Genomic DNA, 24,967 nt, shown 5'->3' with positions numbered 1-24,967 from the left:
CGGTTTTGCGTCTATGGGGTCCAGCGGCACCGGTCCAGGTCCACGGTGCCGTCGGAGCGGAAGGGTATGCCCTCCGCCTCCAGCAGCGTCCGCTGGGTACCGGGGGCCAGGCGGTCGAAGGCGGTCTTGGTGCCGCCGAACCGGTCCACCACCCGGTGGCAGGGGACCGCGGGGTCCCGGCAGGCGGCCATGGCGTATCCGGTGATCCGGGCACCCCGGACCAGACCCGCCGCCCGAGCCACCTGGCCGTAGGTGGCCGCCTGTCCGGCGGGGATCTGCCGTACGACCTGGTAGATGCGCTCGAAGGTGCCTCCGCTCACCGCTCCCCCACCTCGTACAGGTCCGTCCGCCGGGCGGAGAGGATGGGCAGCTGGGTCCGGACGTCCTCCACACGGTCAAGGTCCAGATCGGCGTACAGCGTGGCCTCCTCCGCCCCGGCCCGGCACAGGACCGTGCCCCAGGGATCCACGGCGATGGAGTTGCCGTAGGACACGTAGGCCCCTGCCTCGTCCCGGGCGGGGGCGACGCCCACGGTGAAGCACTGGTTGTCCACGGCCCGCTGGCGGAACAGAAGCTCCCAGTGGGCCGGGCCGGTGGTCATGTTGAAGGCCGCCGGTACGAAGATCACTCTGGCGCCCCGCAGGCACATGCACCGGGCCAGCTCCTCGAACCGAAGGTCGAAGCAGATGCAAAGACCCATGGTGCCGAATTTCGTCTCGAAGGTGGTGATGGAATCGCCGGGGGAGAAGGTGTCGGACTCCTTGAACCGCTGCCCGCCGGGCACATCGATGTCAAAGAGGTGGGCCTTGCGGTGCCGGGCCAGCTGGGCGCCGTCGAGGCCATAGACGAAGCAGGTGTTGTAGACTCTGCCGTCCTCCAGCTCCGGGATGGAGCCGCCGACTACATACATTCCCGTCTCCGCCGCCGTTTGGGACAGCATGGCCTGGGCGGGCCCGCCCGCCTCCTCACCATAGGGGCGGAAGCAGCGGTTTTCATAGGGGCAGCAGAACATCTCCGGCAGGACGGCAATATCCGCCCCTCCGGCCGCCGCCTGACGGAGCTTTTCGGCGGCGGTGCGGAGATTTCCCTCCCGGTCCGCCGTCACCGGCATCTGGATCAGTGCCACGCGCATGAATGATTCCTCCATTCCGCCGCTTTAAACGGCGCAGATTTATTTCCCGGCGTACTCCCGCAGTATCAGCTCCGTGGCGCCGCCGTCGGGGGAGCGGAGCAGCCGCTTCACCTTTGGATGGCCCCGGTACTCGGCCTCCAGAAAGTCCCGCAGGGCGGTGCCGCCGTGGCAGCCGTGGATCAGCCGCAGGCGGTAGGTGCCGCTGCCCGCCCGGCGCAGCAGGGCGTCCACGGTGATTTTGGCCTGATAGGTGTTCTTCCCGTGGAGGTCCGCCGTAATGACCCCGGGGCCGGCGTCAAAGGCTCGCATGACAGCGCCTCCTTTCAGGTGGTTTCCTTGATTGTAACACGGCGGCGGATGTGATACAATGCAGAAAAACGCAAGGAGGCGCACCATGGCAGTTTACACCGAGACGAAAACCTATCACACCAAGGCCCACATGGGTATGATCGACGTGACGGAGGACTTCCAGCACGCGGTGACGGAGGCCTGCCGCCTGCACGGCATCTCCGCCGGCATCATCACCGGCTTCACCACCGGCGGCGTGGCGGGCCTGACCACGCTGGAGTTCGAGCCGGGCATCGTCCACCACGATCTGAAGGAGGCCCTGGACGTATTCTCTCCTTATCTGGACGAGCATGGCCGCGTGATCCCCTACCAGCACCACAACACCTGGCACGACGACAACGGCTCCTCCCATATCAAGTCTGCCCTGCTGTCCCCCTTCATCACGGTGCCCTTTGTAAATGGAAAGATCACGGTAGGCCCCTGGCAGAACCTGACGCTGGTGGAGTGCGATACCCGGGACCGGGTCCGGGACATCGTGTTCCAGGTCATGGGGGAGTGAGCTGCATTTTTGCACATTGACGAAGAAAACCGGGAAAAACAGCTTGCATTTTGTGCAGGGTTGTGGTATCCTACCTCTGCTGCCGTAAATGGCATTGCCGCTTTAAAGGGGCAAATAGTAAAGGAGGCCGCGACATGGACAACCGGCTGGAAAAGAAATACGGACTGCCCACCGCCGTGTGCATGGTGGTGGGCATCGTCATTGGCTCCGGCGTATTTTTCAAGGCGGAGACGGTGCTGAACAAAACGGGGGGCAACATGCCGCTGGGCATTTTGGCCTGGGGTATCGTGGGTGCCATCATGATCATCTGCTCCTACGTGTTCGCCACGATGGCTACCCGGTATGAGAAGGTCAATGGCCTGGTGGACTATGCCGAGGCCACCATGGGCCGCCGGTACGCCTATAACGTGGGCTGGTTCATGGCGGTGCTGTACACCCCCTGTCTGGTATCAGTGCTGGCCTGGATCTGCGCGCGGTACTTCTGCGTGCTGATCGGCTGGCAGGACCGGATTACCAGCGGCGCCTGCATGACCATCGCGGCGCTGTTTTTGTGCCTGGACTATACGCTCAACGCGCTCTCTCCCCGGCTGGCGGGTAAATTCCAGGTGTCCACCACCGTCATCAAGATGGTGCCCCTGGCGCTGATGGCCCTGGTGGGCACGGTGATTGGCCTTGCCAACGGCCATATGGCGGAGAATTTCGCCACCATGTCCACTGCCTCTATCTCCACCGGCCAGGGCCTTATGGCCTCCACTGTGGCGGTGGCCTTTGCCTACGAGGGCTGGATCCTGGCCACCTCCATCAATGCCGAGCTGAAGGACGCCAAGCGCAATCTCCCCCGGGCGCTGATCCTGGGCTCCTTTATCGTGGTGGCCACCTATATCCTCTATTATATCGGTCTCAACGGCACCGTTACTACGGAGGAACTCATGGCCAGCGGCGAGGCTGCCGCCAAGATGGCCTTCCAGCGGCTGCTGGGGCCCGTGGGCGGCGTGGCGGTATTCGCCCTGATCGTGGTGTCCTGCGCGGGTACGCTGAACGGCCTGATGCTCTCCTGCTGCCGGGGAATGTACGCCCTGGCTGTCCGGGGGGAGGGCCCCCGGCCGGACCTTTTCTCCCAGGTGGACCCGGTGACCAACATGCCCACCAACTCCGCCATCGTCAGCCTGGGGCTGGACGCGGTCTGGCTGCTGTTCTTCTACGGCGCCAACCTGGACAGCGGGTGGTTCGGTCCCTTCTGCTTCGACAGCTCCGAGCTGCCTATCATCACGCTGTACGCCATGTATGTGCCCATGTTCATCCAGTTCATGCGCAAGGCGAAGGATCTGAATGGCTTCCGCCGCTTCGTGATGCCGGCTCTGGGCCTTTGCGGCTGCGGCTTCATGGTGTATGCCGCCTTCGCCGGCTACGGCAAAACGGTGTGGTTCTACCTCATCATCTACGCCGTGGTCATGGTGGTAGGCAACCTGCTCTACCGCCGGAAAGCGGATTGATCCGTAAAATTTTCAGAAAAAATTGGCTGGTTTGCCCCTTGACTTTCCGCGCAAAATGGGATATCATGCCCCATAGACAAAAGGGAGTAGCTGGCACAGCAATGTGTATCCAATGGCGTCAGTACGGGTGAAAACCCCGCTTTTGGATGGAAACGGCGAGACTTTTGCATCAATGCGGTGGCATTGGCGCAAAAGCCTCGCCTTTTTGATTGCCGCCGGGAAAGAGGGAAGCTATGGAAGGGAAAAAGGAGTTTTGGCAGCGCAGCCGGGTGGAGCTGTTCCGGGATCTGGAGAGCTCTGAAAGCGGCCTTACCGCCGACCAGGCCGCCAGGCGGCTGGAGCAGTACGGCCCCAATGAGCTGCGGGAGGAGGGCCGCAAGAGTGTGGCGCGGATCTTCCTGGAGCAGTATGCAGATTTTCTGGTGATCATTTTGATCCTGGCGGCGGCGGTGTCCGCGGTGCTGGGGGATGTGGAGAGCACCATCGTCATTCTGGTGGTCATCACCATGAACGCCATTTTGGGTACGGTCCAGACCGTGAAGGCCACAGCCTCTCTGGACAGCCTCCGGCAGATGTCCGCCCCCACGGCCAAGGTCCTGCGGGACGGCCATCTCATCCAGATCCCCGGCCGGGACGTGGTGCCCGGCGACGTGGTGGCCCTGGAGGCCGGCGACGCGGTCTGCGCCGACGGGCGGCTGCTGGAGTGCGCCAGCCTCAAGTGCGCTGAGAGCGCCCTGACCGGCGAGAGCCTGCCGGTGGAGAAAGAGTTGGGTGAGATCGCCGGGGAGGTGCCCCTGGGCGACCGGAAGAACATGGTGTTCTCCGGCAGCTTCGTCACCTACGGCCGGGGTCAGTTCCTGGTGACCGGCACCGGCATGCACACGGAGATGGGCAAGATCGCCGCTCTGCTCAAGAGCACCGAGGAGAAGAAAACGCCCCTCCAGGTGAGTCTGGACCAGTTTGGCCGCAAACTCTCCATCGGCATTTTGATCATCTGCGCCGCGATTTTTGCCGTCAGCGTCTTTTTGCGCAAGGAGGATGTGGTCAATGCCTTCGTCTTTGCCGTGGCCCTGGCGGTGGCGGCCATCCCCGAGGCTCTGAGCTCCATCGTCACCATCGTCCTCTCCTTCGGCACCCAGAAGATGGCCCGGGAGAACGCCATCATCCGCAAGCTCCAGGCAGTGGAGGGCCTGGGCAGCGTGTCTGTGATCTGCTCCGACAAGACCGGCACCCTGACCCAGAACAAGATGACGGTTAAGGCCCTCTATACCGGCGGCAAGATCATCCGGGCGGAGGAGGCGGACTTCCACGATCCCGTTCAGGAGCCCCTGCTGCGGACGGCTCTGCTGTGCAGCGACGCCACTGTGGATGAGCACGGCGAGGTGGGCGATCCCACCGAGACGGCCCTGGTGCGCCTGGGCGAGGACTACGGCTTCGACGAGCTGGTCACCCGTAGCAAGTGGCCCCGGATCACAGAGATCCCCTTTGACTCCGACCGGAAGATGATGTCCACGGTCCACCAGCTCTCCGGGGGCCTTCTGATGGCCACCAAGGGCGCCGTGGACGTGCTGCTGGACCGGTGCGTCATCTCCGATGAGGAGCGGGCCCAGGTGGAGGCGGCCAACGAGCGCTTCTCCAGCCAGGGGCTGCGGGTCCTGGCCTTCGCCTGCCGGACGGTGACGAGCCCCGCCGTCAGCCTGGCCGATGAAAACGGACTGACGCTGCTGGGCCTCATTGCCATGATGGATCCGCCCCGTCCGGAGTCCAAAAAGGCCGTGGCGGAGTGTATCGCCGCCGGTATCCGGCCCATCATGATCACCGGCGACCACAAGGTCACCGCCGCTGCCATCGCTAAAGAGATCGGCATTTTGACCGAGGGCACCGAGGCGGTGGAGGGCGCTGTTATCGACAAGATGAGCGACGAGGAGCTCCAGGCCTTCGTCCCCAAGGTCAGCGTCTACGCCCGGGTGTCCCCGGAGCACAAGATCCGTATCGTTCGGGCCTGGCAGGAGCGGGGGAGCCTGGTGGCTATGACCGGCGACGGCGTCAACGACGCCCCGGCCCTCAAGCAGGCGGATATCGGCGTGGCCATGGGCGTCACCGGCACAGAGGTGGCCAAGGACGCCGCCGGCATGGTGCTGACGGACGATAACTTTGCCACCATCGTCCAGGCGGTGAAGAACGGCCGCAACGTCTACGCCAACATCAAGCGCTCCATCCAGTTCCTGCTCTCCGGCAACGCCGCCGCCATCATCACGGTGCTGTACGCGTCGCTGCTGGCCCTGCCGGTGCCCTTTGCGGCGGTGCACCTGCTGTTCATCAACCTGCTGACAGATTCCCTGCCCGCCATCGCCCTGGGACTGGAGCCCCACACCGATGCCGTCATGCGGGAGAAGCCCCGCCCCCGGGAGGAGGGGATCCTGACCCGGGACTTCCTCACCAGCGTGGTGGTGGAGGGCGCGGTGATCGCTGCCGCCGTCATCACCGCCTTCCATCTGGGGCTCAGCGCCGGCGGCGCGGCCCTGGGCAGCACCATGGCCTTTGCCACGCTGTGCCTCAGCCGCCTGTTCCACGGGTTCGACTGCAAGTCCGTCCGGCCGGTGCTGCTGACCCGGCGGTTCTGGGACAACCGCTTTTTGCTGGGCGCCTTTGCCGTGGGCGTGGTGCTGCTGGGTGCAGTGCTGCTGATCCCGCCTCTGGAGCCGCTGTTCCAGGTGGCGGCACTGTCCGCCGGTCAGGTGGGCATCATCGTGGGACTGTCCTTCGGCAGCATGCTGGTGATCCAGCTGCTCAAAGCTCTTCTGCACGGAAAACGTGCGTAAATCTTCTGAAAATTGCCGGCCGGAGGGGATTTCCCCTCCGGCCGGTGCCGCTTTTTCAGGGGCTTCCCTTTTTGGCGGTTTTTGCGTATAATAAGGGTAAAAGAGGAGGCGGGGCCGTGATCAATTCCACACTGTGCTATCTGGAGCGGGGGGACGAATACCTGATGCTCCACCGGGTCAAGAAAGCCCACGACCTCAACCGCGACAAGTGGATCGGCGTGGGCGGCAAGTTCCTGGAGGGGGAGAGCCCCGAGGACTGCATCCTCCGGGAGACCTGGGAGGAGACGGGCCTGACCCTGACCGATTACCGCTATCGGGGGCTGGTGACCTTTGTGTCTGACCAGGCGCCCACGGAGTACATGCATCTGTTCACCGCCACCGGCTGGACCGGCACGCCCCACCCCTGTGACGAGGGGGAGCTGGCCTGGATCAAAAAGGCGGACCTGCGCAGCCTCCCCATGTGGGAGGGGGACAAGATCTTTCTGGACCTGCTGGACCGGGATGTGCCCTTTTTCTCGCTGAAGCTGTGCTACGAGGGCGACCGGCTGACCGGTGCGGTGCTGAACGGCAGCGCGCTGCGCTGAAGAGCGGACAAGAGGAGGAGACGACATGAGCGGAAAGCTGTTGCTGTTCGGGTTTGACACGCTGCCGGCGGTGCTGGCGGTGGAGTCCGCTGTGGGTCCCCTGGGGGCTGAGGTGGTGCCGGTGGCAAAGGCGGACTACAACAAGACCCTAGCGGTGCTGGCGGGACTGGACGACGATCCCGGGGCCGCCCTGCCCTATGCCGGCGGGCCTCTGGGAGGACGGATGCTGGTGCTGTGCGGCCTGGAGGACCGGCTGGACGCCCTGCTGCCGGCCCTGGCCGGGGCGGGCGCGGGGCCGGAGTGCCTGAAAGCGGTTCTCACGCCCCACAACCGCGGCTGGAGCGTCCTGCGGCTCCACCGGGAGCTGCTGCGGGAGCGGCAGGCCATGGAGGGCCGGGCATGAGGCTGCTGATCTCCGCGTGCCTTTTGGGTTGCCGCTGCCGGTACGACGGGGCCTCCAAGGCCCACCCTCTGGCGGCGGCCCTGGCGGAGCGGCATGAGCTGGTGCCGGTGTGCCCTGAGCAGCTGGGGGGCCTGGCCACGCCCCGTCCCCCTGCCGAGCGGCGGGGCGAGGCGGTTGTGACCGCCGCCGGGCTGGATGTGACGGAGCAGTACCGCCAGGGTGCGGAGGAGGCGCTGACCCTGTGCCGCTTTTTCGGCTGTGAGGCCGCGGTGCTGAAGGAGCGCAGCCCCTCCTGCGGCCATGGGCAGATCTATGACGGCTCCTTCACCGGTACCCTGACCGCCGGGGACGGTGTCGCAGCGGAACTGCTGGCAGCTCAGGGGCTGGCGGTATATGGAGAATCCCAAATATCCGAACTGCTGAAATGACGAGGTCATACCACCTCGTCATTTTTTACAATTTTCTGCCGAGATTTTATGGGGCTCTCATGGAAAACCAGACTTGCAAAGGGAAGGAGGCTTCTGTATAATGAGGCAAATGACGGAGGAGGGAACACCATGCTGGCTTATCATCACCTGACGGCGGCGCTGGCGGCGGTGTCCTCTTATTCCCATTTTTCCTTTTGACCGGCCAGGGGCCGGTATTTTTTTGCCCGTGTTGTGAGAAGAGAACCCAATGAGTGAGAGGAGAAAACAAATGAACGAAAAGACTGCCGCATCCCAGGCCCCCATCCGGGACGCCCGGACCCTGGGCGTGCCCAAAATGCTGATCCTGGGCCTCCAGCATATGTTCGCCATGTTCGGCGCCACGGTATTGGTGCCCATCCTGGTCCAGAGCTACGGCCTGCCCCTGTCCATCCAGACCACCCTCTTTTTCGCCGGCTTCGGCACCCTCTTTTTCCATGTGTGCACCCGGCTGAAGGTCCCCGCCTTCCTGGGCTCCTCCTTTGCTTTCCTGGGCGGCTTCCAGGCCATGGCGGAGATGGACGCCGGCATCTATGCCGGTATGGAGGCCGCTGAGAAGCTCCAGTACACCTGCGGCGGCATCGTGGTGGCGGGCCTTCTGTATGTGGTGCTGGCCCTGGTCATCAAGGCCGTGGGCGTCCACCGGGTCATGCACTATCTGCCCCCCGTGGTCACCGGCCCCATCATCATCCTGATCGGATTGAACCTGGCCCCCTCCGCCGTGTCCAACGCCTCCACCTGCTGGTGGCTGGCCCTGGTGGCCATGGCCATCATCATTGTGGCCAATATCTGGGGCAAGGGCATGATCAAGATCATCCCCATCCTGCTGGGCGTGGTGGGGTCCTATGTGGTTGCCCTGGTGGCCGGCATGGTGGACTTCTCCGGTCTGGCGGATACCACGCTTCTCAGCGGCATGAATCCCATCCTGGGCTTCCAGCCCTTTGTGACGAATTTCGGCGGAAGCGTGGCGAAGTTTGATATTTCCGCCATCCTGGTCATGGCTCCCATCGCCATCGCCTCCATGATGGAACACATCGGCGATATGTCCGCCATCTCCGCCACGGTGGGCGAGAACTTCATCGAGGACCCGGGCCTGCACCGGACCCTCATCGGCGACGGCGTCGCCACCTCCCTGGCGGGCCTCTTCGGCGGCCCCGCCAACACCACTTACGGCGAGAACACCGGCGTGCTGGTGCTCTCCCGGGTCCACGATCCCCGGGTGGTCCGGCTGGCCGCCATCTACGCGGTGGTGCTGTCCTTCTCTCCGGCCTTTGCCTATCTGGTCAACACCATCCCCGCGGCCATCATCGGCGGCGTCAGCTTCATCCTCTACGGCATGATCTCCGCCATCGGCGTGCGCAACGTGGTGGAGAACCAGGTGGACTTCACCAACTCCCGCAACCTTATCATCGCCGCCGTCATCCTGGTGTGCGGCCTGGGTTTCAGCGGAGGTCTGACCTTCCACGTGGGCGGCGCCTCCATCACCCTGACCTCTCTGGCCATCGCCGCCATCGCCGGCATTGTCCTCAACGCCATTCTGCCCGGCAACGACTTCCACTTCGGCAAGACCGCGACCTCCGACACGGCCGCCTCCCTGGGCCGGTATTGATCGGAAAAGACCTGTCCGCCTCCGGAGGCCGCGGCCTCCGGAGACGTTTTTTGGAGAAAACAGCAAAAAATTTAGGTTTCCGGTTGACTTTTTTCCAATATCTTATATAATGTACAAGCAACTGAATCCATGATAGAGGCGCGGACTTCAAGAGTACCCATCCCCAACGGCAGGACACCGGGGGAGACGGGAAAGGGGAGCCCGCCGAGGCTTCGCTCCGCTGCCTGGCGGAGAGGGGCCGGGCCGCCGGAGAACATCCGCCGGACTGTCACCCCCAAGGTGGAGCGCTGTCATGACCCGTGGGAACCATATCGTGCCTGCGTGAAGCCATGATACCTTCATGGCTTCATTTTTTTGTGTAAGGAGAGAGAAAACATGAGACATCATCTGCGGCGACTGCTGCCCCTGCTGGCGCTGGTGCTGGTGCTGTGCGCGGCCATGGCCGTTCCGGCGGCGGCCAGCGATCCCACCGAGGAACCTGGCACCAAAATGATCGAGTGCCCCGACTGCGGCGCCTCCGGCGCCTGTATGGACTGCTACGGACTGGACCCGGAATGTGAAAGCTGCGGCGGCGAAAATGTCTGCGCCGCCTGCGGCGGCACCGGCTATGTGGAGTCCCCCAGCCATTTTTACAATACCTTCTGGGCTTTGGTGCCCCCCATCATTGCCATCGCCCTGGCGCTGATCACCAAGGAGGTGTATTCCTCCCTGTTCATCGGCATCCTGGCCGGCGGCCTGCTGTACTCCAACTTCTCCTTTGAGGGCACGGTCCTCCACGTGTTTGAGGACGGCATCGTCTCGGTGCTCTCCGACGGGTATAACGTGGGTATCCTGGCCTTCCTGGTGATCCTGGGCACTCTGGTGTGTCTCATGAACAAGGCCGGCGGCTCCGCCGCCTTCGGCCGGTGGGCCCAGCAGCATATCAAGAGCCGGGTGGGCGCCCAGCTGGCCACCATCGTCCTGGGCATCCTGATCTTCATTGACGACTACTTCAACTGCCTGACCGTGGGCAGCGTCATGCGGCCGGTGACCGACAAGCACCGGGTCTCCCGTGCCAAGCTGGCCTACATCATCGACGCCACCGCCGCTCCGGTGTGCATCATCGCCCCCATTTCCTCCTGGGCCGCCGCCGTGGCGGGCTTTGCCGAGGACGGCCAGGGCCTGAACCTCTTTATCCGGGCCATTCCCTTCAATTTTTACGCCATCTTGACCATCGTCATGATGGTGGGCATGGCGCTGATGAAGACCGAGTTCGGCCTTATGAAGAAGTTTGAGGACAACGCCCGGGAGACCGGCGACCTGTTCTCCGGCCCCAATCCCTACGCCATGATGGACGAGGAGATGGAGGAGGACAAGGGCCGTGTGCTGGACCTGGTGCTGCCCATCGTGGTGCTGGTGATCTGCTGCGTCATCGGCATGATCTACTCCGGCGGCTTCTTCTCCGGCGCCAGCTTCGTGGACGCCTTCTCCGGTTCCGATGCCTCCGTGGGCCTGCTGCTGGGCTCCGCCTTTGCCCTGGTGTTCACCGTCGTGTACTACATGGTCCGCCGGGCCATGTCCTTCCGGGAGATGATGGGCTGCATCCCCGAGGGCTTCAAGGCCATGGTGCCCGCCATTTTGATCCTGACCTTCGCCTGGAGCCTCAAGGCCATGACCGACTCCCTGGGCGCCAAGTACTTTGTCCGGGACTTCGTGTGGAGCAGCGCCGCCGGCGTCCAGATGCTGCTGCCGGCCTTGGTGTTCGTGATCGGCTGCCTGCTGGCCTTTGCCACCGGCACCAGCTGGGGCACCTTCGGTATGCTGATCCCCATTGTCCAGAACGTGTTCCCCATGGACAACCCCCTGTCCATCGTGTGCATCTCCGCCTGCATGGCCGGCGCCGTGTGCGGCGACCACTGCTCTCCCATCTCTGACACCACCATCATGGCCTCCGCCGGCGCTCAGTGCGACCATGTCAGCCATGTGTCCACCCAGCTGCCTTACGCCATCACCGCCGCGGCGGTGAGCCTGGTCAGCTACATCTTCGCCGGCTTTGTGCCCAACGCCGTCATCGCCCTGCCGGTGTCCGTGGTGCTGATGCTGCTGACGCTGCTGGTGATCCGCAAGCTGGCCGGAAGAGCGGCCTGAGATCCCGCTGAAACAGGAAAAAGGAGCCGCCCTCTTAAGAGGGCGGCTCCTTTGCGCATCGTCAGGCGTTGGGTTCCAAGGGCTGCACCGAGTAGTGCAGGGAGGCGGGGGAGTGGGGGTACTGGCGGCCGAAGGCCCGGATGATCCGCTCGCAGACTCTGCAGCTGTTTTCGTAATTGGCCTGGGGCAGCATCAGGATGTACTGGGAGATACTGCAACGGGCGGCGATGTCGCCCTTTCGGAGGCTGGTGCGGATCAGCTCCTGGAGATTTTCCATGCACCGGTCCAGGCTCCGCTTGGGCAGCTCCTGGTTTTGATCGCCGGTGACGGAGAGCAGGCAGATATGGACCGCGTCGCCGCTGCGGGCTACGGCCCGGGCTTCGGCGTGGTAGAGAACCTTGAAAAAGTCATAGTCACAGAACAGCGCACCGGCGCTTCCCTCCGGCTCCCGCAACTGCTCCCGGAGCGTGATGATGGACACCGCCTTGTCATTGACGGTGCGCATGGCCTCCCGGTAGATGGCCCGGGTCTCGTCGGAGGGCATGATGCCGAAATTGTCAAAGAGCAGCTGACTCATGTCCTCGTAGACAGAGATGACCTCCTGCTGCCGGCCCAGGGTCAGCAGATCCTGCATCAGGTGCTGATAGAGCAGCTCATTGTAAGGCTCCACCACCACACTCTTGCGGCACAGCTCCGCTGCCTCCTCCAGGCGGCCGCGGCCCTCCAGCAGGGGAAGGACCTCCTGGACGGTCCGGATGTATAAATTGTGGAAGTAGGCGGAGATGGGTACCACCCAGGGTTCCGCCGACAGCTTGGGCAGAAAATCGCCTCCGTACAGAGCAAGGGCCTGGAGATCGGTCTCCAGACGGGCCTCCTCGTCCTCCTCGGACGCGCCCTTACGGCAGAGCGCCTCAAAATCGTCGGTATCCAGAGAAAAGGGGACCTCTTGGTTCCAGGCGTAAGTACCCTCCTGCCGCACAATGAGACTGTGTCCGGCGGCGCTGTCCAACTGATTGAGCAGGGAGCGCACCCGATGGAACATGGTTTTCAGAGCGTTGATGGGGTTGGAGCTGCGCTCCTCCTCGCCCCACAGCAGATCCGCCAGTTCCTCCTGAGAGATGGAACGGTTGCGGCAATAGATCATGTAGGCCATCAGCAGCCAGACTTTTCTGGAACGGTTATCGCTGTCGTTGATCTCTTTTCCGCCCAGGCGGATCGAGAAGCCGCCCAGCATCCGCACCTGCAGATCCGGGATCTCCATATGCCATCCCTCCTCTCCTGCTGGAAACTGATACGAGCAGATCAATATGGACATACGGATAGAATTATATAGTACAAGATACCACAAACCCCCGGGTGATGCAATGGAAAAAGCGTAAAAGTTACGTCAAAATGCAAAAAATGCGGAGGAATTCGAAAAAGTACTTCACTTTTTACGGGGAACCTGCTATACTAAAACAGAATGAGACAGTCTGCCCCGGAGGGGCGGAAAGGAGAATCCCCTATGAAAAACTGGAAATTACGGGCGCTTGCGCTGTTGCTGCTGCTGTCCATGGCTCTGACCGGCTGTGCCGCCGGCACGGAAACCGAAGCGGCGGCCGGAGAAGAGGAAGCCTGGATCGACAGCGTGACGCTGGAAGAAGTGGATCTGGAGGACGAGGCGGTGGCCCTGGCGGCCTCCGCGGCTATCCCGGACACCATGCAGCCGGTGGCCTCCGGTACCCAGGTGAAAAAGAGCGATAAGGCCGTTATCGACTACTCCAACACCAGGGACGGCTATGTGATGGTCCAGTACACCGCTTCCACCAGCAAGCGGCTGAAGGCCCAGGTGAAGGGGCCCACCACTACCTATACTTATAACCTTACTGCCGGGGAGTGGGAAGTGTTTCCCCTGTCTGACGGCAACGGCTCCTATCAGGTGATCGTCTACGAGAACATCTCCGGCACCAAGTACTCCACGGTGACCTCCGTCAGTTTCCAGGTGACGCTGACGGACGAATTTGCGCCCTTCCTGCGGCCCAATCAGTACGTGGATTACGGCGTGGCCCCGAAGACTGTGGCCAAGGCGGCGGAGCTGACCGCCGGCAAGACGGATCCCCTGGCCAAGGTCCAGGCCATCTATGAGTTTGTGGTAAAGAACCTCACCTATGACAAGCAGCTGGCGGCCACGGTCCAGAGCGGCTACCTGCCGGTGCTGGATACCGTGCTGGCCAAAAAGACCGGCATCTGCTTCGACTATGCGGCGCTGATGACCGGGATGCTCCGCAGCCAGGGCGTGCCCTGCAAGCTGGTGGTGGGCTACGCCGGTACCGCATATCATGCCTGGATCAGCGTCTGGTCCGAAAAGACCGGCTGGGTGGAGGGCGTCATCTACTTCGACGGCACCTCCTGGCAGCGGATGGACCCCACCTTCGCCTCCAGCGGCAAGCAGAGTGCCTCCATCATGCAGTATATCGGTGACGGCAAGAATTACACGGTGAAGTATCTCTACTGACTTTTCCCCTTTACGGATCGACAGATTTGCATTAAAATAGGCTTGCAACTTGATGCAAGCCTATTTTTTTGCGGGAGCTGCCTATGAAAAACCGTTGCTTGTCTGATATGGAACTGTCCTCGCTGTGCGGGGAACTGTCACTGCTGATTCACGCCGGTGTGGGCGCCGCGGACGGACTGTCCCTGCTGGCGGAGGAAGAGCGCGGAGGCGCGCAGAGAGAACTGCTCTCCTCCATGGCCCGGGAGGCGGACTGCGGTACGCCTTTGTCTGCCGTTATGAGGCAGACGGGCCGCTTTCCCCTCTACGTGGTGGGCCTGGTGGAGGTGGGCGAGCGCAGCGGCCATTTGGAGGAGGCCCTCCAGGCCCTGTCCCGGTACTATGAGGGGCGGGACCGGCTGGACCGGCAGGTCCGCTCGTCGCTGCTGTACCCGGCGGTGCTGCTGCTGGTGATGCTGGTGGTGATCGTGGTGCTGCTGGTGCGGGTGCTGCCGGTGTTCCGGGACGTGTACGCCTCCCTGGGCGGCCAGATGACCGGTGTGGCTGGAGGCCTGCTGGCCCTGGGCCAGGCGCTGGACGCCGCCATGCCGGTGCTGTGCGCGGTGCTGGCCCTGATGGTCCTCGGCCTGGGGGCCTTTGCTGCCAGCACGTCCTTCCGGGCCTTGGTCCTGGCCTGGTGGCACCGCCGCCGGGGAGACAAGGGCGTGTCCCGGCAGATGGGCGTCGCCCGGTTTGCCCAGGCGCTGGCCATGGGCCTGCGCAGCGGCCTGCCTCTGGAGGAGTCCCTGGAGCTGTCGGAGACACTGTTGGGCGACGTGCCCGCCGCGGTGCGCCGCTGCCGTGACTGCCAGTCCCGGCTGGCCCAGGGGGCCGGCCTGGCCGCGGCGCTGCGGGATTCCCAGGCCCTGCCCGTGGCCGCCTGCCGCCTGCTGGCCCTAGGCCTTCGCAGCGGCACCGGCGATACGGTGATGGAGGAAATCGCCCGCCGTCTGACCCTGGAGAGCCAGGAGGCCCTGGAGGCCAAGGTGGCCCGGGTGGAGCCCGCCCTGGTGCTGGTGACGTCGGTGATGGTGGGGGTCATTTTGCTGTCGGTGATGCTGCCGCTCATGCACATCATGACGGCCATCGGGTGAGCCTATGATGAGGAGAAGGAGAAACGCCTTCGGCGGCGCGGTACGGGCGCTGCTGCTGCCGGTGGTGGCCCTGGCCGCGGCGCTGTGCTTTTTCACTGCCCTGTCCAACCTGGAAAACGGCCGGGACGACCAGGGGCGCCGCCAGCTGGAGGAGGCCCTGCGCCGCTCCGCTGTGGCCTGCTACGCCGCCGAGGGGATCTATCCCCCGGACCTTGCGTACATGGAGGAGCGCTATGGCCTCCAGATCGACACTGACCGCTACACGGTCTACTACGATGTCTTTGCGTCCAACCTGATGCCGGACATCACCGTATTGGAAAACGAGCCATGAGACGAGAAAAGGATCATTCCCTGAACGGCCTGCTGGCGCTGCTGCTGTTCGGGATATTTGCCGCCTGCGTGCTGTCGGTGCTGTTGATGGGCGCGGACGCCTATCAGCGCCTGACGGAGCGGGACCGGGAGAGCTACGAAAGCCGCACCGTTGCCCAGTACATTGCCACCCGGGTCCGCCAGGCGGACCGCTCCGGCGGCATCAGCGCGGGCGCCTTCGGCGGCTCCGACGCCCTGGAGCTCTGGGAGACCATCGACGGTGAGGCCTACGTCACCCGGGTCTACTGCCACGACGGCTGGCTGCGGGAGCTGTTCACCGATGCGTCCGGGGACTTCGCCCCGGAGGACGGTGAGCCCGTCCTGGAGGCCGAGAGCCTTTCCGTCTCCCTGTCCGGCGCGGGCCTTCTGACCGTGGAGATCACCAGCGCCGACGGAGAGACGCAGCAGGTGACGCTGTATCTGCGCAGCGGGAAGGAGGCGGCGCCATGAGACGCAGCAAGACCCCCCTGGCCCTGATGGAGCAGATGGTAATGGTGCTGGTGTTCGCCCTGGCGGCGGCCCTGTGCGTCCAGGTGTTCGTCCTGTCGGACCGGACCTCCCGCTACGGCGAGGCCCGGGACCGGGCCTTGATGGAAGCCCAGAGCGCCGCCGAGGCATTGAAGAGCGGCGACGAGACGTATTTCACCGCCCGGTCCGCCGCCTCCGGCGACGGCGGCTGGAGCATTTCCTACGACGCCGGATGGAACAGTGTGACCGACGCGGATGCCGCGGCCTACCACCTGCTGATCCTCTCCGCCGACAGCGGCCTGGACTACCTCTGGGCCGCCCAGGTCCAGGTCTACACGGCGGACGGCGATCTGCTGGCGGATCTGCCCGTGGCGGGACAGGAGGTGGCCGACCATGGATGACATCCGCCGCTTTACCCCGCCCGCGGTGGGCGGGAGTTCCCTGCTGGTGATCTTTGCGGTGCTGTGCCTGACCATCTTCGCCCTGCTGGGCCTGGGCACGGTCCAGGCGGACCGGCGGCTGTCGGACGCCTCGGCGGAGGCGGTGTACGGTTACTACGCCGCCGACTGTCAGGCGGAGGCGATCCTGGCCCGTCTCCGGGCCGGGGACGTGCCGGAGGGTGTTACGGCCCTGCCCGGCGATACCTATGTATATACCTGCCCCATCTCCGACACCCAGGTGCTGGAGGTGGAGGTGCGCGTGACCGGCGCGGAGGACTATGCTGTCCTGCGCTGGCAGGCGGTGTCCGCAGCGGATTGGGAGCCGGACACCGGCCTGGAGGTCTGGGACGGCGCCGACGCCGCCCCGGAGAGCTGACACAAGGAGGAATGACCCATGGCGGATGTACTGGAATATCTGCGCCGGGCGGTGGAGGACCACGCCTCGGACTTGTTTATCGTGGCCGGCGGCTCGGTGAGCGAGAAGGTGGGGGGGCGCCTGGTGTCCCTGAGCGGGGAGAAGGTGTTCCCCCAGGAGACAGAGGCGCTGATCTCTGCTATTTATGAGATGGCGGACCGGGACATGACAGAATTCCGCCGTACCGGCGATGACGACTTCTCCTTCGCGGTGCCGGGCCTGGCCCGGTTCCGGGTCAACGCCTACCGCCAGCGGGGTTCGCTGGCTGCGGTGGTGCGGATGGTGTCCTTTGAGATTCCGGACTGGAAGACCCTGGGCATTCCGGAGGAGGTCATGTCCCTGGCGGACGTGGGCCACGGCATGGTCCTGGTCACCGGTACTGCCGGCAGCGGCAAGTCCACCACCCAGGCCTGCATCATTGACCGGATCAACCGCATCCGCCAGGCCCACATCATCACGCTGGAAGATCCCATCGAGTTTCTGCACCGGGACCGGGAGAGCATCGTCAGCCAGCGGGAGATCGCCATTGACACGGCGGACTATCTCTCCGCCCTGCGCTCCTGCCTGCGGCAGGCGCCGGATGTGATCCTGCTGGGCGAGATGCGGGACCATGACACCATCCGCACCGCCATGACGGCGGCGGAGACGGGCCATCTGGTCATCGCCACCCTCCACACCAAGGGTGCGGTGAACACCATCGACCGCATCGTGGACGCCTTCCCCCCGGCCCAGCAGGCCCAGATCCGGGTCCAGCTGAGCATGGTGCTGCACACGGTGGTGTCCCAGCAGCTGCTGCCGGACAAGGAGGGGGGCCGGGTGCCCGTCTTTGAGATCATGCACGTCAACAGTGCCATCCGCAGCATGATCCGGGACAGCAAGAGTCATCAGATCGACAACGCCATCGCCTCCGGCGCCGCCGAGGGCATGGTGAACATGGACCAGTCCATTCTGGCGCTGTATAAGGCGGGGAAAATCACCCTGGAGACTGCCCTGGCCCACGCCGACAACCCGGACCAGCTGCGCCGCCGCCTGGGCTGAGGCCTGCCGGGAGCCGGATTTTCCGGAAATTTCATATTAAAAAAAGCCACGCTATGCGCGGCTTTTTTTAATACCTGTAACTGGACGACTGCTTTTTGGTGGGTTAAAAAAACGGCATTTTGCGCAGATTTTAGAACTTTTTGAAACTGTTTTGTATGAATAGACAATGGATCTAAATATAATTTATGCAAATTAACGAACAAGTTTTGAAAGAAAAACTGCGATTTGTAACCGGTTTTGTAACCGCCGTATGCTATACTGTACCCATCAAATGAAAGGGGAGGTGAGCACCGGATGCCGATGAAGCAATGGGGCAACGCCTACCGGACCACGGTGGTGTGCGTGGACAGCTACGACGAGCACGTGCTGCGCGGGCGGCTGTACAATCCGCACCGGCCGGAGGGGATCGCCTTCCGCAGCGCCATGGAGTTCCTGCTGCGGATGGAGGACCTGCTGGACGATATGCATTTCCCCCAGTCCTTCTCAGCGGTCCGGTCCTTCGGCGCACCGCCGGAGCGGACAGCGGCATCGCCTCCGGCGGCGGAACGCCAGGAGGGGCAGCGCGCCACCTTTGCGGTGCGGGTGCTGTTCCGGCAGAACGCCAGCTGGCAGGGCTCCCTCACCTGGTTGGAAGAGGGAAAGGAGGAGAGCTTCCGCAGCGTTCTGGAGCTGCTGCTGCTGATGCACAGCGCATTGGACCCGGAGACCCGATGACCAAGACCTGACATCCCGCGGGAGGGCGGGAAACGTACCTGGAGGACCCGGCGCGGCGGGTGGCCGCGCGAGAAATCACTGAAAACGGCAAACCGCCCGAAAGGGCGGGACGCAAAGCCAGGGAGCTAAACGCCGCTGCGGCGCAGGCCAGCCCGGCTGCCATGGATTTCGATTTTCCCATATGAAAGGAGAACGAAACAATGGCAAAAACGAGAAGAAGAGTATTGTCCATTCTGATGGCCCTGGTCCTGACCCTGGGCCTGCTGCCCACCACCGCGCTGGCCCACAGCGGCAATACGACCATCAAAGTAGTGGATGCGCAGACCGGCGCTCCCATCTAAAACGCGAAGGTGACTGTGGAGCACTGGTTTTATGGCAGTGGATCAACTTATACAGATCCAAATGGTATTGCACCCTTTAATCTGACGCTTGCTTATGCAGATTATTCTGTATCTGTCTCCGCAGCTGGCTATCAGCCGGGAAGCGGTTCTGTGAACGCTTATCAGACAAAAGTGATTCGATTGACACCTGATGGCTCCGGCGGCCAGAAAGGCCAGAATGCCTGGTTCTTTATCCGCAACGACGGCACCATCCCCTATGAGAACGGCACTACCGGATACCTGGCTGCCCAGTATTCTCCCGAGCATCCCAGCAGCGGGACGGGCGCGGGTATGCTGACGGGCACCATTGCAAGCGCCAGCGAGGTCCATGTGGACTTTAACTCCAGTCATGTGGGTTCTTATACCGCTGCGGAGCTGAAAAATACATTCAGTGCTGTCAGCAGTCACATTCTCTCCGCGCCGACGGATGAGCAGATCAAGGCGGTAGTTTCCGGCTATGATCCCGCTGAGCAGGAAGTGCTGTGGTATGTGGTCAAGAACCATGATGGCGGCAATCAGGGCGGCTGCCCCAACTGGCACGTGGACGGCGTGATCATTAACAAGGACGCCGAGTATGTTTCTCTGGATTACAATAAGAATACCGATGCAACTGTTGGCAACATGCCCGCATCTGCCACTACTGAAAAGGGCAACCAGCTTACGGTCGGCGGCGTTCCCACCTGGGAAGGCCACGATTTCCTGGGCTGGAACACCCGGGCGGACGGCCAGGGGACCTGGTATTATCCCAACGGGAAAATTACCATGACCGAAAGTGTTACCCTCTACGCTATTTGGAAAGATGCACGGCCTTCTTTGACGATTACCAAGACGGTGACCAACGCGACGAACGTGTCCCGTACCTTCACGTTCGAGATCGCAAACTCTGATCGCTCGGTTGTAAAGACCACTTCTGTTACTATAGAGGGCAACGGCAGTAAGTCTGTGAATGTTTACGGCCTGACTCCCGGCACCTACACGGTGACTGAGACCAATTCTCAGAGTGCGGAGTCTGTCACCTATGATCCTGCGGATCAGACTGTGACCGTCACGGCTGACGCAACGGCGACGATGACCGTTACCAACGATTATACTGTGCCTCAGCCCCATCTGCTGATCACCAAGACCGGCCCGGACTCTGTGCTGGCCGGAGACGAGATCACCTATCAGATCACCGTGGCCAACAATGGCACGGCCAATGCGACGGATGAGGCTACTGTTACGGATGACCTGGCCGCTGCCGAGCTGACCTATGTCAGCGCAACTGCGACCGATTCTGTCGGCACGGTTTCTGTATCCAACGGCGTGATTACCTGGGTGATCCCTGCGGATGCGCTGGAAAAGAATGAAAGCGCGATCCTGACTGTGAAGGCCACTGTACCCGCTGGTTACACGGGTACCAGCGTTACCAACACCGCGACCATCACCAGTGAGGACCCCAACACCGGAAAGGCAGAAAAGACCACCGCGGTCACTCCTCTGGGCGATCTGGTGATCGAAAAGACTTTCACCGGCCTTGCCTCCTCCGAGGCTCCCACCGGCTTCGCTGCCACGTTCAGCGTGAAAGACGCTAACGGCACTGAAAAGGCCAATGTTGCGTTCGGCGAGTTTACCTATGATGCGGTTTCCGGCAAGTACAGCTATACCGTGGAGGATCTGCCCCAGGGCACGGGCTACACCGTGACCGAGACCGTCACCAGCGGCACCTCCATTGCCGGCGAGGTCGAGGGGACCAAGGGCAACTATGTCCTGGGCACTGTGACCTATACCTATCCCGGCGATGGGACCTCCGCAGCCGTGGGCGCCGAGCCCGTCACCGTGCAGGTGACGAACCCCTATACCTGGACTCCCAACACCCAGATCACCGTGAGCTATGCCTGGACTGCTGACAGTGCTCTCTGGCCGGAGGCGGCGGGAGCCGATCCCATGAATACCATCACCGGCGGAACCTATGCTGTGAATGGCTTCACTGCTGGCAATCTGGCTGCGGTTCCCACCATCAGCGTTCCCGGCTACACCATCACCGGCTGGTCCACCGCGCAGGACGGCACCACCATGACGGCTGAGCAGCTGGTGGCTGCGGTGAATGATGTCAAGGGCGGCCACTCCATCACCCTGTATGCCAAGCTGTCCTATGACAAGCCTGCCTATCAGGTGCGCTATGCGCTCTATGCTTACGTGGACGGCGCCTCTGAGGCGACTCTGGTGAATACTGGTGACTATACCTCCGGTGTTGAGACCGATACGGCTCCCAACAATGCGTTTGTGTTCACTAATGCGGCGGCTTCCGTTGCCTATGACGGCACCAGCTATGACAAGGCCTCCACGGATGGATTGACCAACGATCAGCTGCAGGAGCTGTATGCTCGCGATGTGACCGATGACGGCGGCACCTGGGGCGACAAGAACGATCCCCCCAAGTTCACTGTGAAGCTGTACGCCACCACCTACACCGTCGGCAGCCTGACCATCACCAAGACCATTTACCTGCCGCTCAGCGAGACTGCCGCTTGGAACGCTCTGAAGGATACGCTCACGTTTACTGTGACGGCTGCGCTGGATTCCGATGAGGCCTTCACGCCCGTGACCGTCAGCCTGAAGGATTTCGAGGAGGACGTGTACTCCTATTTCACTTACACCTACACGCTGGAGAACCTGGAGCCCGGCACCTACACCGTGACGGAGAACGGCGCCGATATCCTGAGCGCCTATGGCTATACCTGGAATGCTGAGGACAGCGTCAACTCTGACGTGGCGGTGGTCACTGCCAGCGGAACGCCCGCTGTTGCCGCACTGAAGAACGTCTACGACAGCCGCGAGTTCACCGTCATCTTCGACGCCACCCTCTACGGCAACGTGCACAACAGAAACAATACGCTGATCGCTGACGGCAGCAGCTTCCGGTATGAGTGGTATGTGCCTCTCATGGTGAATAGCGTCAACACCTACTCCGCCGATCCCGGCTGGCAGGGCGCCCTGGCCAACGGCACCTTCAACAACAGCCAGGCCAGCCAGATCAGCTACACCTTCAGCATTGACGATTACAAGGAGTTTTTGAACCACAACAACTTCCCCATCAAGATCAGCCAGCCCAATGTGACCGCCGATCAGGGTTACACCTTCACCGGCAGCTTCACCACCACCGGCACTGATACCGGCGTGAAGTTTGTGGATCTGGAGACCACCATGGCGGCGCTGCTGGAGAGCGGACAGGATCAGATCACCTACTACGCCAATTACACCGCCAACGGGACTCAGCCCAACCCCGATCCCATCGAGCCCGGCCCGAACCCCGATCCCATCGAGCCCGGTCCCTCTGATCCCGGCACCGACATCCCCGATGACAACACCCCCACCACCGACCTGCCCGAGGAGGAGACTCCCACCACCGAGCTGCCCGAGGAGGAAACTCCTACCACCGAGCTGCCCGAGGAGGAAGTTCCCATGGCTGAGGTCCCCGCCACCGGCGATACCGCCGGCCTGTGGGCCCTGGCTGCCGGCGTGTCCGGCCTGGCTCTAGTTTGGCTGGCTCTCAGCGGCAAGAAGCGCCGCGAGGAGAACGCCTGATCGCACAGGCAAGCACATTTGAATGACCCAAGAAAAGGGGGCCCGGACGCAGGTCCGGGCCCCCTTTGCCGAAAAACCGCTCTGAGAGGAGGCAGCCGCCATGCGCCCCAATATCCGGAAACTGCTGATCGCCGTCCTGGCTCTGGTCCTGTGCGTCAGCGCCGTCATGCTGATCCGCCAGACCCTGCAATACCGGGAGGGCGAGGCCGAGTACGCCGAGGCCGAGGCCCTGGTGGAGCTGCCCGACCTTTCCCAGCTGGAGCCCGCCCCCGCCCCGGAACCGGAGCCGGAGGAAACCGAGGAGCCGGAGGAGGAGAAGCCCGTCTACATCGACCCCTACGCCGGAGCCCTGGCCGCCATGGACTTCACCGCCCTGCGGGAGGTCAACTCCGACGTGCTGGGATGGATCCTGATCCCCGGCACGGTCATTTCCTACCCCCTGCTCCAGGGCGACGACAACAGCTATTACCTCAACCACACCTGGAAGAAGTGGACCAACGTGGTGGGCTCCATTTTCCTGGAGTGCCAGAACAGCCCGGACCTGAGCGATTTCAACACCGTCGTCTACGGCCACCGGATGAACAACGGCTCCATGTTCGCCTCGCTGAAATACTACAAGCAGCAGAGCTACTGGGCCCAGCACCCCAAGGTCTACATCACCGACGACAACGGCGCCCACTGTTATGAGATCTTCGCCGCCTACGAGATCTCTACCGCCGGAGATACCTACAAGCTGAGTTTCCCCACTGACCAGTCCAAGCAGGCGTACATCGACTACTGCCTGGAAAAGTCCGTCATCGACACCGGCCTGACCCCCACGGTCTACGACAAGATCCTGACCCTCTCCACCTGCACCGGCAACGGCCACGCCACCCGCTGGGTGGTCCAGGCTCTGCTGCGGGGCGAGGTGCCTCCGGCGGCGCAGGAGCAGCCGGAGGAGACGGCGGAGGTCCCGGCTGAGAGCGCCGGGGAGACAGCCGGACCGGCACAGCCCTCCGGTGAGACGGCGCCTTCCGGAGAGGCGGCCTCCAGCGGGGAGAGCACCGCGCCGGAGACGGATCCCGCCGCGGAAGCGGCCGGGTCTCAGGCCGGGAGCGCCGGGGAGACAGCCGGACCGGCACAGCCCTCCGGTGAGACGGCGCCTTCCGGAGAGGCGGCCTCCAGCGGGGAGAGCACCGCGCCGGAGACGGATCCCGCCGCGGAAGCGGCCGGGTCTCAGGCCGGGAGCGCCGGGGAGGTGCAGCCCGCGGAAACGGGGCAGGACGCCCCGCAGGTCTCCGGTCAGGGGCCGGACGGGGAGGCGCAGTCCTCTGTCCAGAGCGACCAGCCGGGGCAGAGCGCCCAGACAGCGCCGGAATAACCGTACAACGCAGCCGCGGGGGAGACCCCGCGGCTCTTTTTCGTCTCCCGGCGGTTTACAAGGCAGGAAAAACGTGGTACACTCGAAGCCGCGAGTGAAAGGGGGGCGGACCATGAGCAGAGAGACCGTGCTGGCGCTGCTGCGCCGGCAGGAGGGGGACTTCGTCTCCGGAGAGGAGATCAGCCGCCAGCTGGGCCTGAGCCGGGCGGCGGTGTGGAAGGCCGTGGACGCCCTGCGGCGGGACGGATACACCGTGGAGGCCCGGACAGGCCTGGGCTACCGCTTGGCTGCCGCGCCGGATGCCCTGACGGAGCCGGAGATCCGCCGCTTTCTGCCGCCCACGGAGGTGGTGGGCCGGAAGCTGGTGTGCCTTTCCCAGGTGGACTCCACCAACACCCGGGCCAGGGAATTGGCCTTGGCCGGGGAGCCGGAGGGGCTGGTGGTGGTGGCCGACTGCCAGACTGCCGGCCGGGGCCGCATGGGCCGGTCCTTTCAGTCCCCCCAGGGCAAGGGCATCTATCTCACCGCCCTGCTGCGGCCCCAGCTGCCGCCGGAGAGGCTGATGATCGTGACGGCGCTGGCCGGTGTGGCGGTGTGCGGCGCCGTGGAGGCGGTGTGCGGCCTGTCCCCGGGGCTGAAATGGCCCAACGACCCGGTGCTGAACGGAAAAAAGCTCTGCGGCATTCTGACGGAGCTGGCTCTGGAGGCGGAGACCGGGAGCCTCCAGTACCTGGTGGTGGGAATCGGCGTCAACGTGCTCCAGACGGCGGAGGATTTCTCCCCGGAGGTGGCGGCCATCGCCACGTCGGTGGCGGCGGAGCTGGGCAGACCGGTGTCCCGGCCTGCCCTGGCGGCGGCGCTGGTCGCCCGGCTGGACCGGCTGCGCAGCGCCCTGGTCTCCGGGGATACGGAGGCGTATCTTGCGGAGTACCGCCGCCGCTGCGTGAACCTGGGAAAGCGGGTGCGGCTGCTGACCTCCGATGGGGAGGAGAGCGGCGAGGCCCTGGATGTGGACCGGGATTTCGGCCTGGTGGTCCGGAAGGACGACGGTACTGTGACCACCGTCCGCTCCGGAGAGGTCTCCGTCCGGGGGCTGTATGGATATACGGAATAA

The 24,967-nt window shown here is 63.4% G+C and carries 24 protein-coding genes and 1 riboswitch; of the genes, 20 read left to right on the top strand and 4 right to left on the bottom strand.

Features of this window, described 5'->3' with window-relative positions; translation table 11 throughout:
• Positions 1-11 precede the first annotated feature (11 nt).
• From KFE19_04430 to KFE19_04420, 3 genes are read right to left on the bottom strand one after another with little or no spacing between them, the layout of a single operon-like run.
• The gene (locus KFE19_04430) at positions 12-320 is read right to left on the bottom strand and encodes an MGMT family protein (GenBank protein QUO38762.1); all 309 of its coding nucleotides are present in this window, start codon (positions 318-320) and stop codon (positions 12-14) included.
• Positions 317-1,132: a carbon-nitrogen hydrolase family protein gene (locus KFE19_04425; protein QUO38761.1), complete on the bottom strand. Its 816-nt coding sequence runs from the start codon at positions 1,130-1,132 to the stop codon at positions 317-319. Before KFE19_04425 ends, KFE19_04430 begins: the two co-directional genes overlap by 4 nt.
• A 39-nt stretch (positions 1,133-1,171) precedes the next feature.
• Entirely contained in the window at positions 1,172-1,441 is a 270-nt protein-coding gene (locus KFE19_04420; protein QUO38760.1) for a Smr/MutS family protein, read from the bottom strand.
• A gap of 85 nt (positions 1,442-1,526) precedes the next feature.
• Here KFE19_04420 and KFE19_04415 point away from each other — a divergent pair, with 85 nt between their 5' ends.
• The 8 genes from KFE19_04415 to KFE19_04380 all read left to right on the top strand — a co-directional run bounded on the left by KFE19_04415 (position 1,527) and on the right by KFE19_04380 (position 11,481).
• On the top strand, positions 1,527-1,979 hold the full coding sequence (locus tag KFE19_04415; protein ID QUO38759.1) for a YjbQ family protein: 453 nt from the start codon (positions 1,527-1,529) through the stop codon (positions 1,977-1,979).
• Between the two features lie 134 nt (positions 1,980-2,113).
• Positions 2,114-3,472, top strand: coding sequence for an APC family permease (locus KFE19_04410; GenBank protein QUO38758.1), 1,359 nt, complete (start codon positions 2,114-2,116; stop codon positions 3,470-3,472).
• Between the two features lie 233 nt (positions 3,473-3,705).
• Complete coding sequence (locus KFE19_04405; protein QUO38757.1) at positions 3,706-6,294, top strand: cation-translocating P-type ATPase; 2,589 nt, start codon at positions 3,706-3,708, stop codon at positions 6,292-6,294.
• A gap of 116 nt (positions 6,295-6,410) precedes the next feature.
• Positions 6,411-6,878: an 8-oxo-dGTP diphosphatase gene (locus KFE19_04400; protein QUO38756.1), complete on the top strand. Its 468-nt coding sequence runs from the start codon at positions 6,411-6,413 to the stop codon at positions 6,876-6,878.
• 25 nt (positions 6,879-6,903) lie between these two features.
• Positions 6,904-7,281, top strand: a complete 378-nt coding sequence (locus KFE19_04395) for a DUF3783 domain-containing protein (protein QUO38755.1) — start codon at positions 6,904-6,906, stop codon at positions 7,279-7,281.
• On the top strand, positions 7,278-7,709 hold the full coding sequence (locus KFE19_04390) for a DUF523 domain-containing protein (GenBank protein ID QUO38754.1): 432 nt from the start codon (positions 7,278-7,280) through the stop codon (positions 7,707-7,709). Before KFE19_04395 ends, KFE19_04390 begins: the two co-directional genes overlap by 4 nt.
• 268 nt (positions 7,710-7,977) lie before the next feature.
• The gene (locus tag KFE19_04385; protein QUO38753.1) at positions 7,978-9,354 is read left to right on the top strand and encodes a uracil-xanthine permease; all 1,377 of its coding nucleotides are present in this window, start codon (positions 7,978-7,980) and stop codon (positions 9,352-9,354) included.
• A gap of 375 nt (positions 9,355-9,729) precedes the next feature.
• Entirely contained in the window at positions 9,730-11,481 is a 1,752-nt protein-coding gene (locus tag KFE19_04380; GenBank protein ID QUO38752.1) for a Na+/H+ antiporter NhaC family protein, read from the top strand.
• Between the two features lie 61 nt (positions 11,482-11,542).
• On the opposite strand, the gene KFE19_04375 is transcribed toward KFE19_04380, so the two are convergent.
• Positions 11,543-12,742, bottom strand: a complete 1,200-nt coding sequence (locus KFE19_04375; GenBank protein ID QUO38751.1) for a hypothetical protein — start codon at positions 12,740-12,742, stop codon at positions 11,543-11,545.
• Positions 12,743-12,985: 243 nt separating this feature from the next.
• Here KFE19_04375 and KFE19_04370 point away from each other — a divergent pair, with 243 nt between their 5' ends.
• From KFE19_04370 to KFE19_04315, 12 genes are all read left to right on the top strand, one after another.
• The gene (locus KFE19_04370; protein ID QUO38750.1) at positions 12,986-13,975 is read left to right on the top strand and encodes a transglutaminase domain-containing protein; all 990 of its coding nucleotides are present in this window, start codon (positions 12,986-12,988) and stop codon (positions 13,973-13,975) included.
• 83 nt (positions 13,976-14,058) lie between these two features.
• Positions 14,059-15,105, top strand: a complete 1,047-nt coding sequence (locus KFE19_04365) for a type II secretion system F family protein (protein QUO38749.1) — start codon at positions 14,059-14,061, stop codon at positions 15,103-15,105.
• 7 nt (positions 15,106-15,112) lie between these two features.
• Entirely contained in the window at positions 15,113-15,436 is a 324-nt protein-coding gene (locus KFE19_04360; GenBank protein ID QUO38748.1) for a hypothetical protein, read from the top strand.
• Positions 15,433-15,924, top strand: coding sequence for a DUF4860 domain-containing protein (locus KFE19_04355; protein ID QUO38747.1), 492 nt, complete (start codon positions 15,433-15,435; stop codon positions 15,922-15,924). The genes KFE19_04360 and KFE19_04355 overlap by 4 nt, the downstream gene beginning before the upstream one ends.
• Positions 15,921-16,343, top strand: coding sequence for a hypothetical protein (locus KFE19_04350; protein ID QUO38746.1), 423 nt, complete (start codon positions 15,921-15,923; stop codon positions 16,341-16,343). Before KFE19_04355 ends, KFE19_04350 begins: the two co-directional genes overlap by 4 nt.
• Entirely contained in the window at positions 16,336-16,758 is a 423-nt protein-coding gene (locus KFE19_04345) for a hypothetical protein (GenBank protein QUO38745.1), read from the top strand. Before KFE19_04350 ends, KFE19_04345 begins: the two co-directional genes overlap by 8 nt.
• A gap of 18 nt (positions 16,759-16,776) precedes the next feature.
• Positions 16,777-17,835 (top strand): PilT/PilU family type 4a pilus ATPase, encoded by a 1,059-nt coding sequence (locus tag KFE19_04340; protein QUO38744.1) that lies wholly within the window; start codon positions 16,777-16,779, stop codon positions 17,833-17,835.
• Between the two features lie 294 nt (positions 17,836-18,129).
• Entirely contained in the window at positions 18,130-18,549 is a 420-nt protein-coding gene (locus tag KFE19_04335; protein QUO38743.1) for a hypothetical protein, read from the top strand.
• A 76-nt stretch (positions 18,550-18,625) separates the two neighbouring features.
• Positions 18,626-18,713, top strand: a riboswitch (cyclic di-GMP riboswitch).
• 36 nt (positions 18,714-18,749) lie between these two features.
• On the top strand, positions 18,750-18,890 hold the full coding sequence (locus KFE19_04330; protein QUO38742.1) for a hypothetical protein: 141 nt from the start codon (positions 18,750-18,752) through the stop codon (positions 18,888-18,890).
• 150 nt (positions 18,891-19,040) lie between these two features.
• Positions 19,041-22,493, top strand: coding sequence for an InlB B-repeat-containing protein (locus tag KFE19_04325; GenBank protein ID QUO38741.1), 3,453 nt, complete (start codon positions 19,041-19,043; stop codon positions 22,491-22,493).
• Positions 22,494-22,593: 100 nt separating this feature from the next.
• Complete coding sequence (srtB, locus tag KFE19_04320; GenBank protein QUO38740.1) at positions 22,594-23,853, top strand: class B sortase; 1,260 nt, start codon at positions 22,594-22,596, stop codon at positions 23,851-23,853.
• A gap of 112 nt (positions 23,854-23,965) precedes the next feature.
• Positions 23,966-24,967 (top strand): biotin--[acetyl-CoA-carboxylase] ligase, encoded by a 1,002-nt coding sequence (locus KFE19_04315; protein ID QUO38739.1) that lies wholly within the window; start codon positions 23,966-23,968, stop codon positions 24,965-24,967.

Source organism: Dysosmobacter sp. Marseille-Q4140 (assembly GCA_018228705.1).
Taxonomy (GTDB): domain Bacteria; phylum Bacillota; class Clostridia; order Oscillospirales; family Oscillospiraceae; genus Oscillibacter.
This window is presented reverse-complemented; position numbering and strand designations above follow the sequence as displayed.

Coding starts and splice junctions, on each gene's coding strand:
- KFE19_04385 (QUO38753.1), top strand. CDS start 7,978: ATGAACGAAAAGACTGCCGCATCCCAGGCCCCCATCCGGGACGCCCGG.
- KFE19_04315 (QUO38739.1), top strand. CDS start 23,966: ATGAGCAGAGAGACCGTGCTGGCGCTGCTGCGCCGGCAGGAGGGGGAC.
- KFE19_04415 (QUO38759.1), top strand. CDS start 1,527: ATGGCAGTTTACACCGAGACGAAAACCTATCACACCAAGGCCCACATG.
- KFE19_04390 (QUO38754.1), top strand. CDS start 7,278: ATGAGGCTGCTGATCTCCGCGTGCCTTTTGGGTTGCCGCTGCCGGTAC.
- KFE19_04360 (QUO38748.1), top strand. CDS start 15,113: ATGAGGAGAAGGAGAAACGCCTTCGGCGGCGCGGTACGGGCGCTGCTG.
- srtB (QUO38740.1), top strand. CDS start 22,594: ATGCGCCCCAATATCCGGAAACTGCTGATCGCCGTCCTGGCTCTGGTC.
- KFE19_04350 (QUO38746.1), top strand. CDS start 15,921: ATGAGACGCAGCAAGACCCCCCTGGCCCTGATGGAGCAGATGGTAATG.
- KFE19_04330 (QUO38742.1), top strand. CDS start 18,750: ATGGCAAAAACGAGAAGAAGAGTATTGTCCATTCTGATGGCCCTGGTC.
- KFE19_04370 (QUO38750.1), top strand. CDS start 12,986: ATGAAAAACTGGAAATTACGGGCGCTTGCGCTGTTGCTGCTGCTGTCC.
- KFE19_04420 (QUO38760.1), bottom strand. CDS start 1,441: ATGCGAGCCTTTGACGCCGGCCCCGGGGTCATTACGGCGGACCTCCAC.
- KFE19_04380 (QUO38752.1), top strand. CDS start 9,730: ATGAGACATCATCTGCGGCGACTGCTGCCCCTGCTGGCGCTGGTGCTG.
- KFE19_04355 (QUO38747.1), top strand. CDS start 15,433: ATGAGACGAGAAAAGGATCATTCCCTGAACGGCCTGCTGGCGCTGCTG.
- KFE19_04345 (QUO38745.1), top strand. CDS start 16,336: ATGGATGACATCCGCCGCTTTACCCCGCCCGCGGTGGGCGGGAGTTCC.
- KFE19_04395 (QUO38755.1), top strand. CDS start 6,904: ATGAGCGGAAAGCTGTTGCTGTTCGGGTTTGACACGCTGCCGGCGGTG.
- KFE19_04340 (QUO38744.1), top strand. CDS start 16,777: ATGGCGGATGTACTGGAATATCTGCGCCGGGCGGTGGAGGACCACGCC.
- KFE19_04365 (QUO38749.1), top strand. CDS start 14,059: ATGAAAAACCGTTGCTTGTCTGATATGGAACTGTCCTCGCTGTGCGGG.
- KFE19_04375 (QUO38751.1), bottom strand. CDS start 12,742: ATGGAGATCCCGGATCTGCAGGTGCGGATGCTGGGCGGCTTCTCGATC.
- KFE19_04335 (QUO38743.1), top strand. CDS start 18,130: ATGCCGATGAAGCAATGGGGCAACGCCTACCGGACCACGGTGGTGTGC.
- KFE19_04410 (QUO38758.1), top strand. CDS start 2,114: ATGGACAACCGGCTGGAAAAGAAATACGGACTGCCCACCGCCGTGTGC.
- KFE19_04405 (QUO38757.1), top strand. CDS start 3,706: ATGGAAGGGAAAAAGGAGTTTTGGCAGCGCAGCCGGGTGGAGCTGTTC.
- KFE19_04425 (QUO38761.1), bottom strand. CDS start 1,132: ATGCGCGTGGCACTGATCCAGATGCCGGTGACGGCGGACCGGGAGGGA.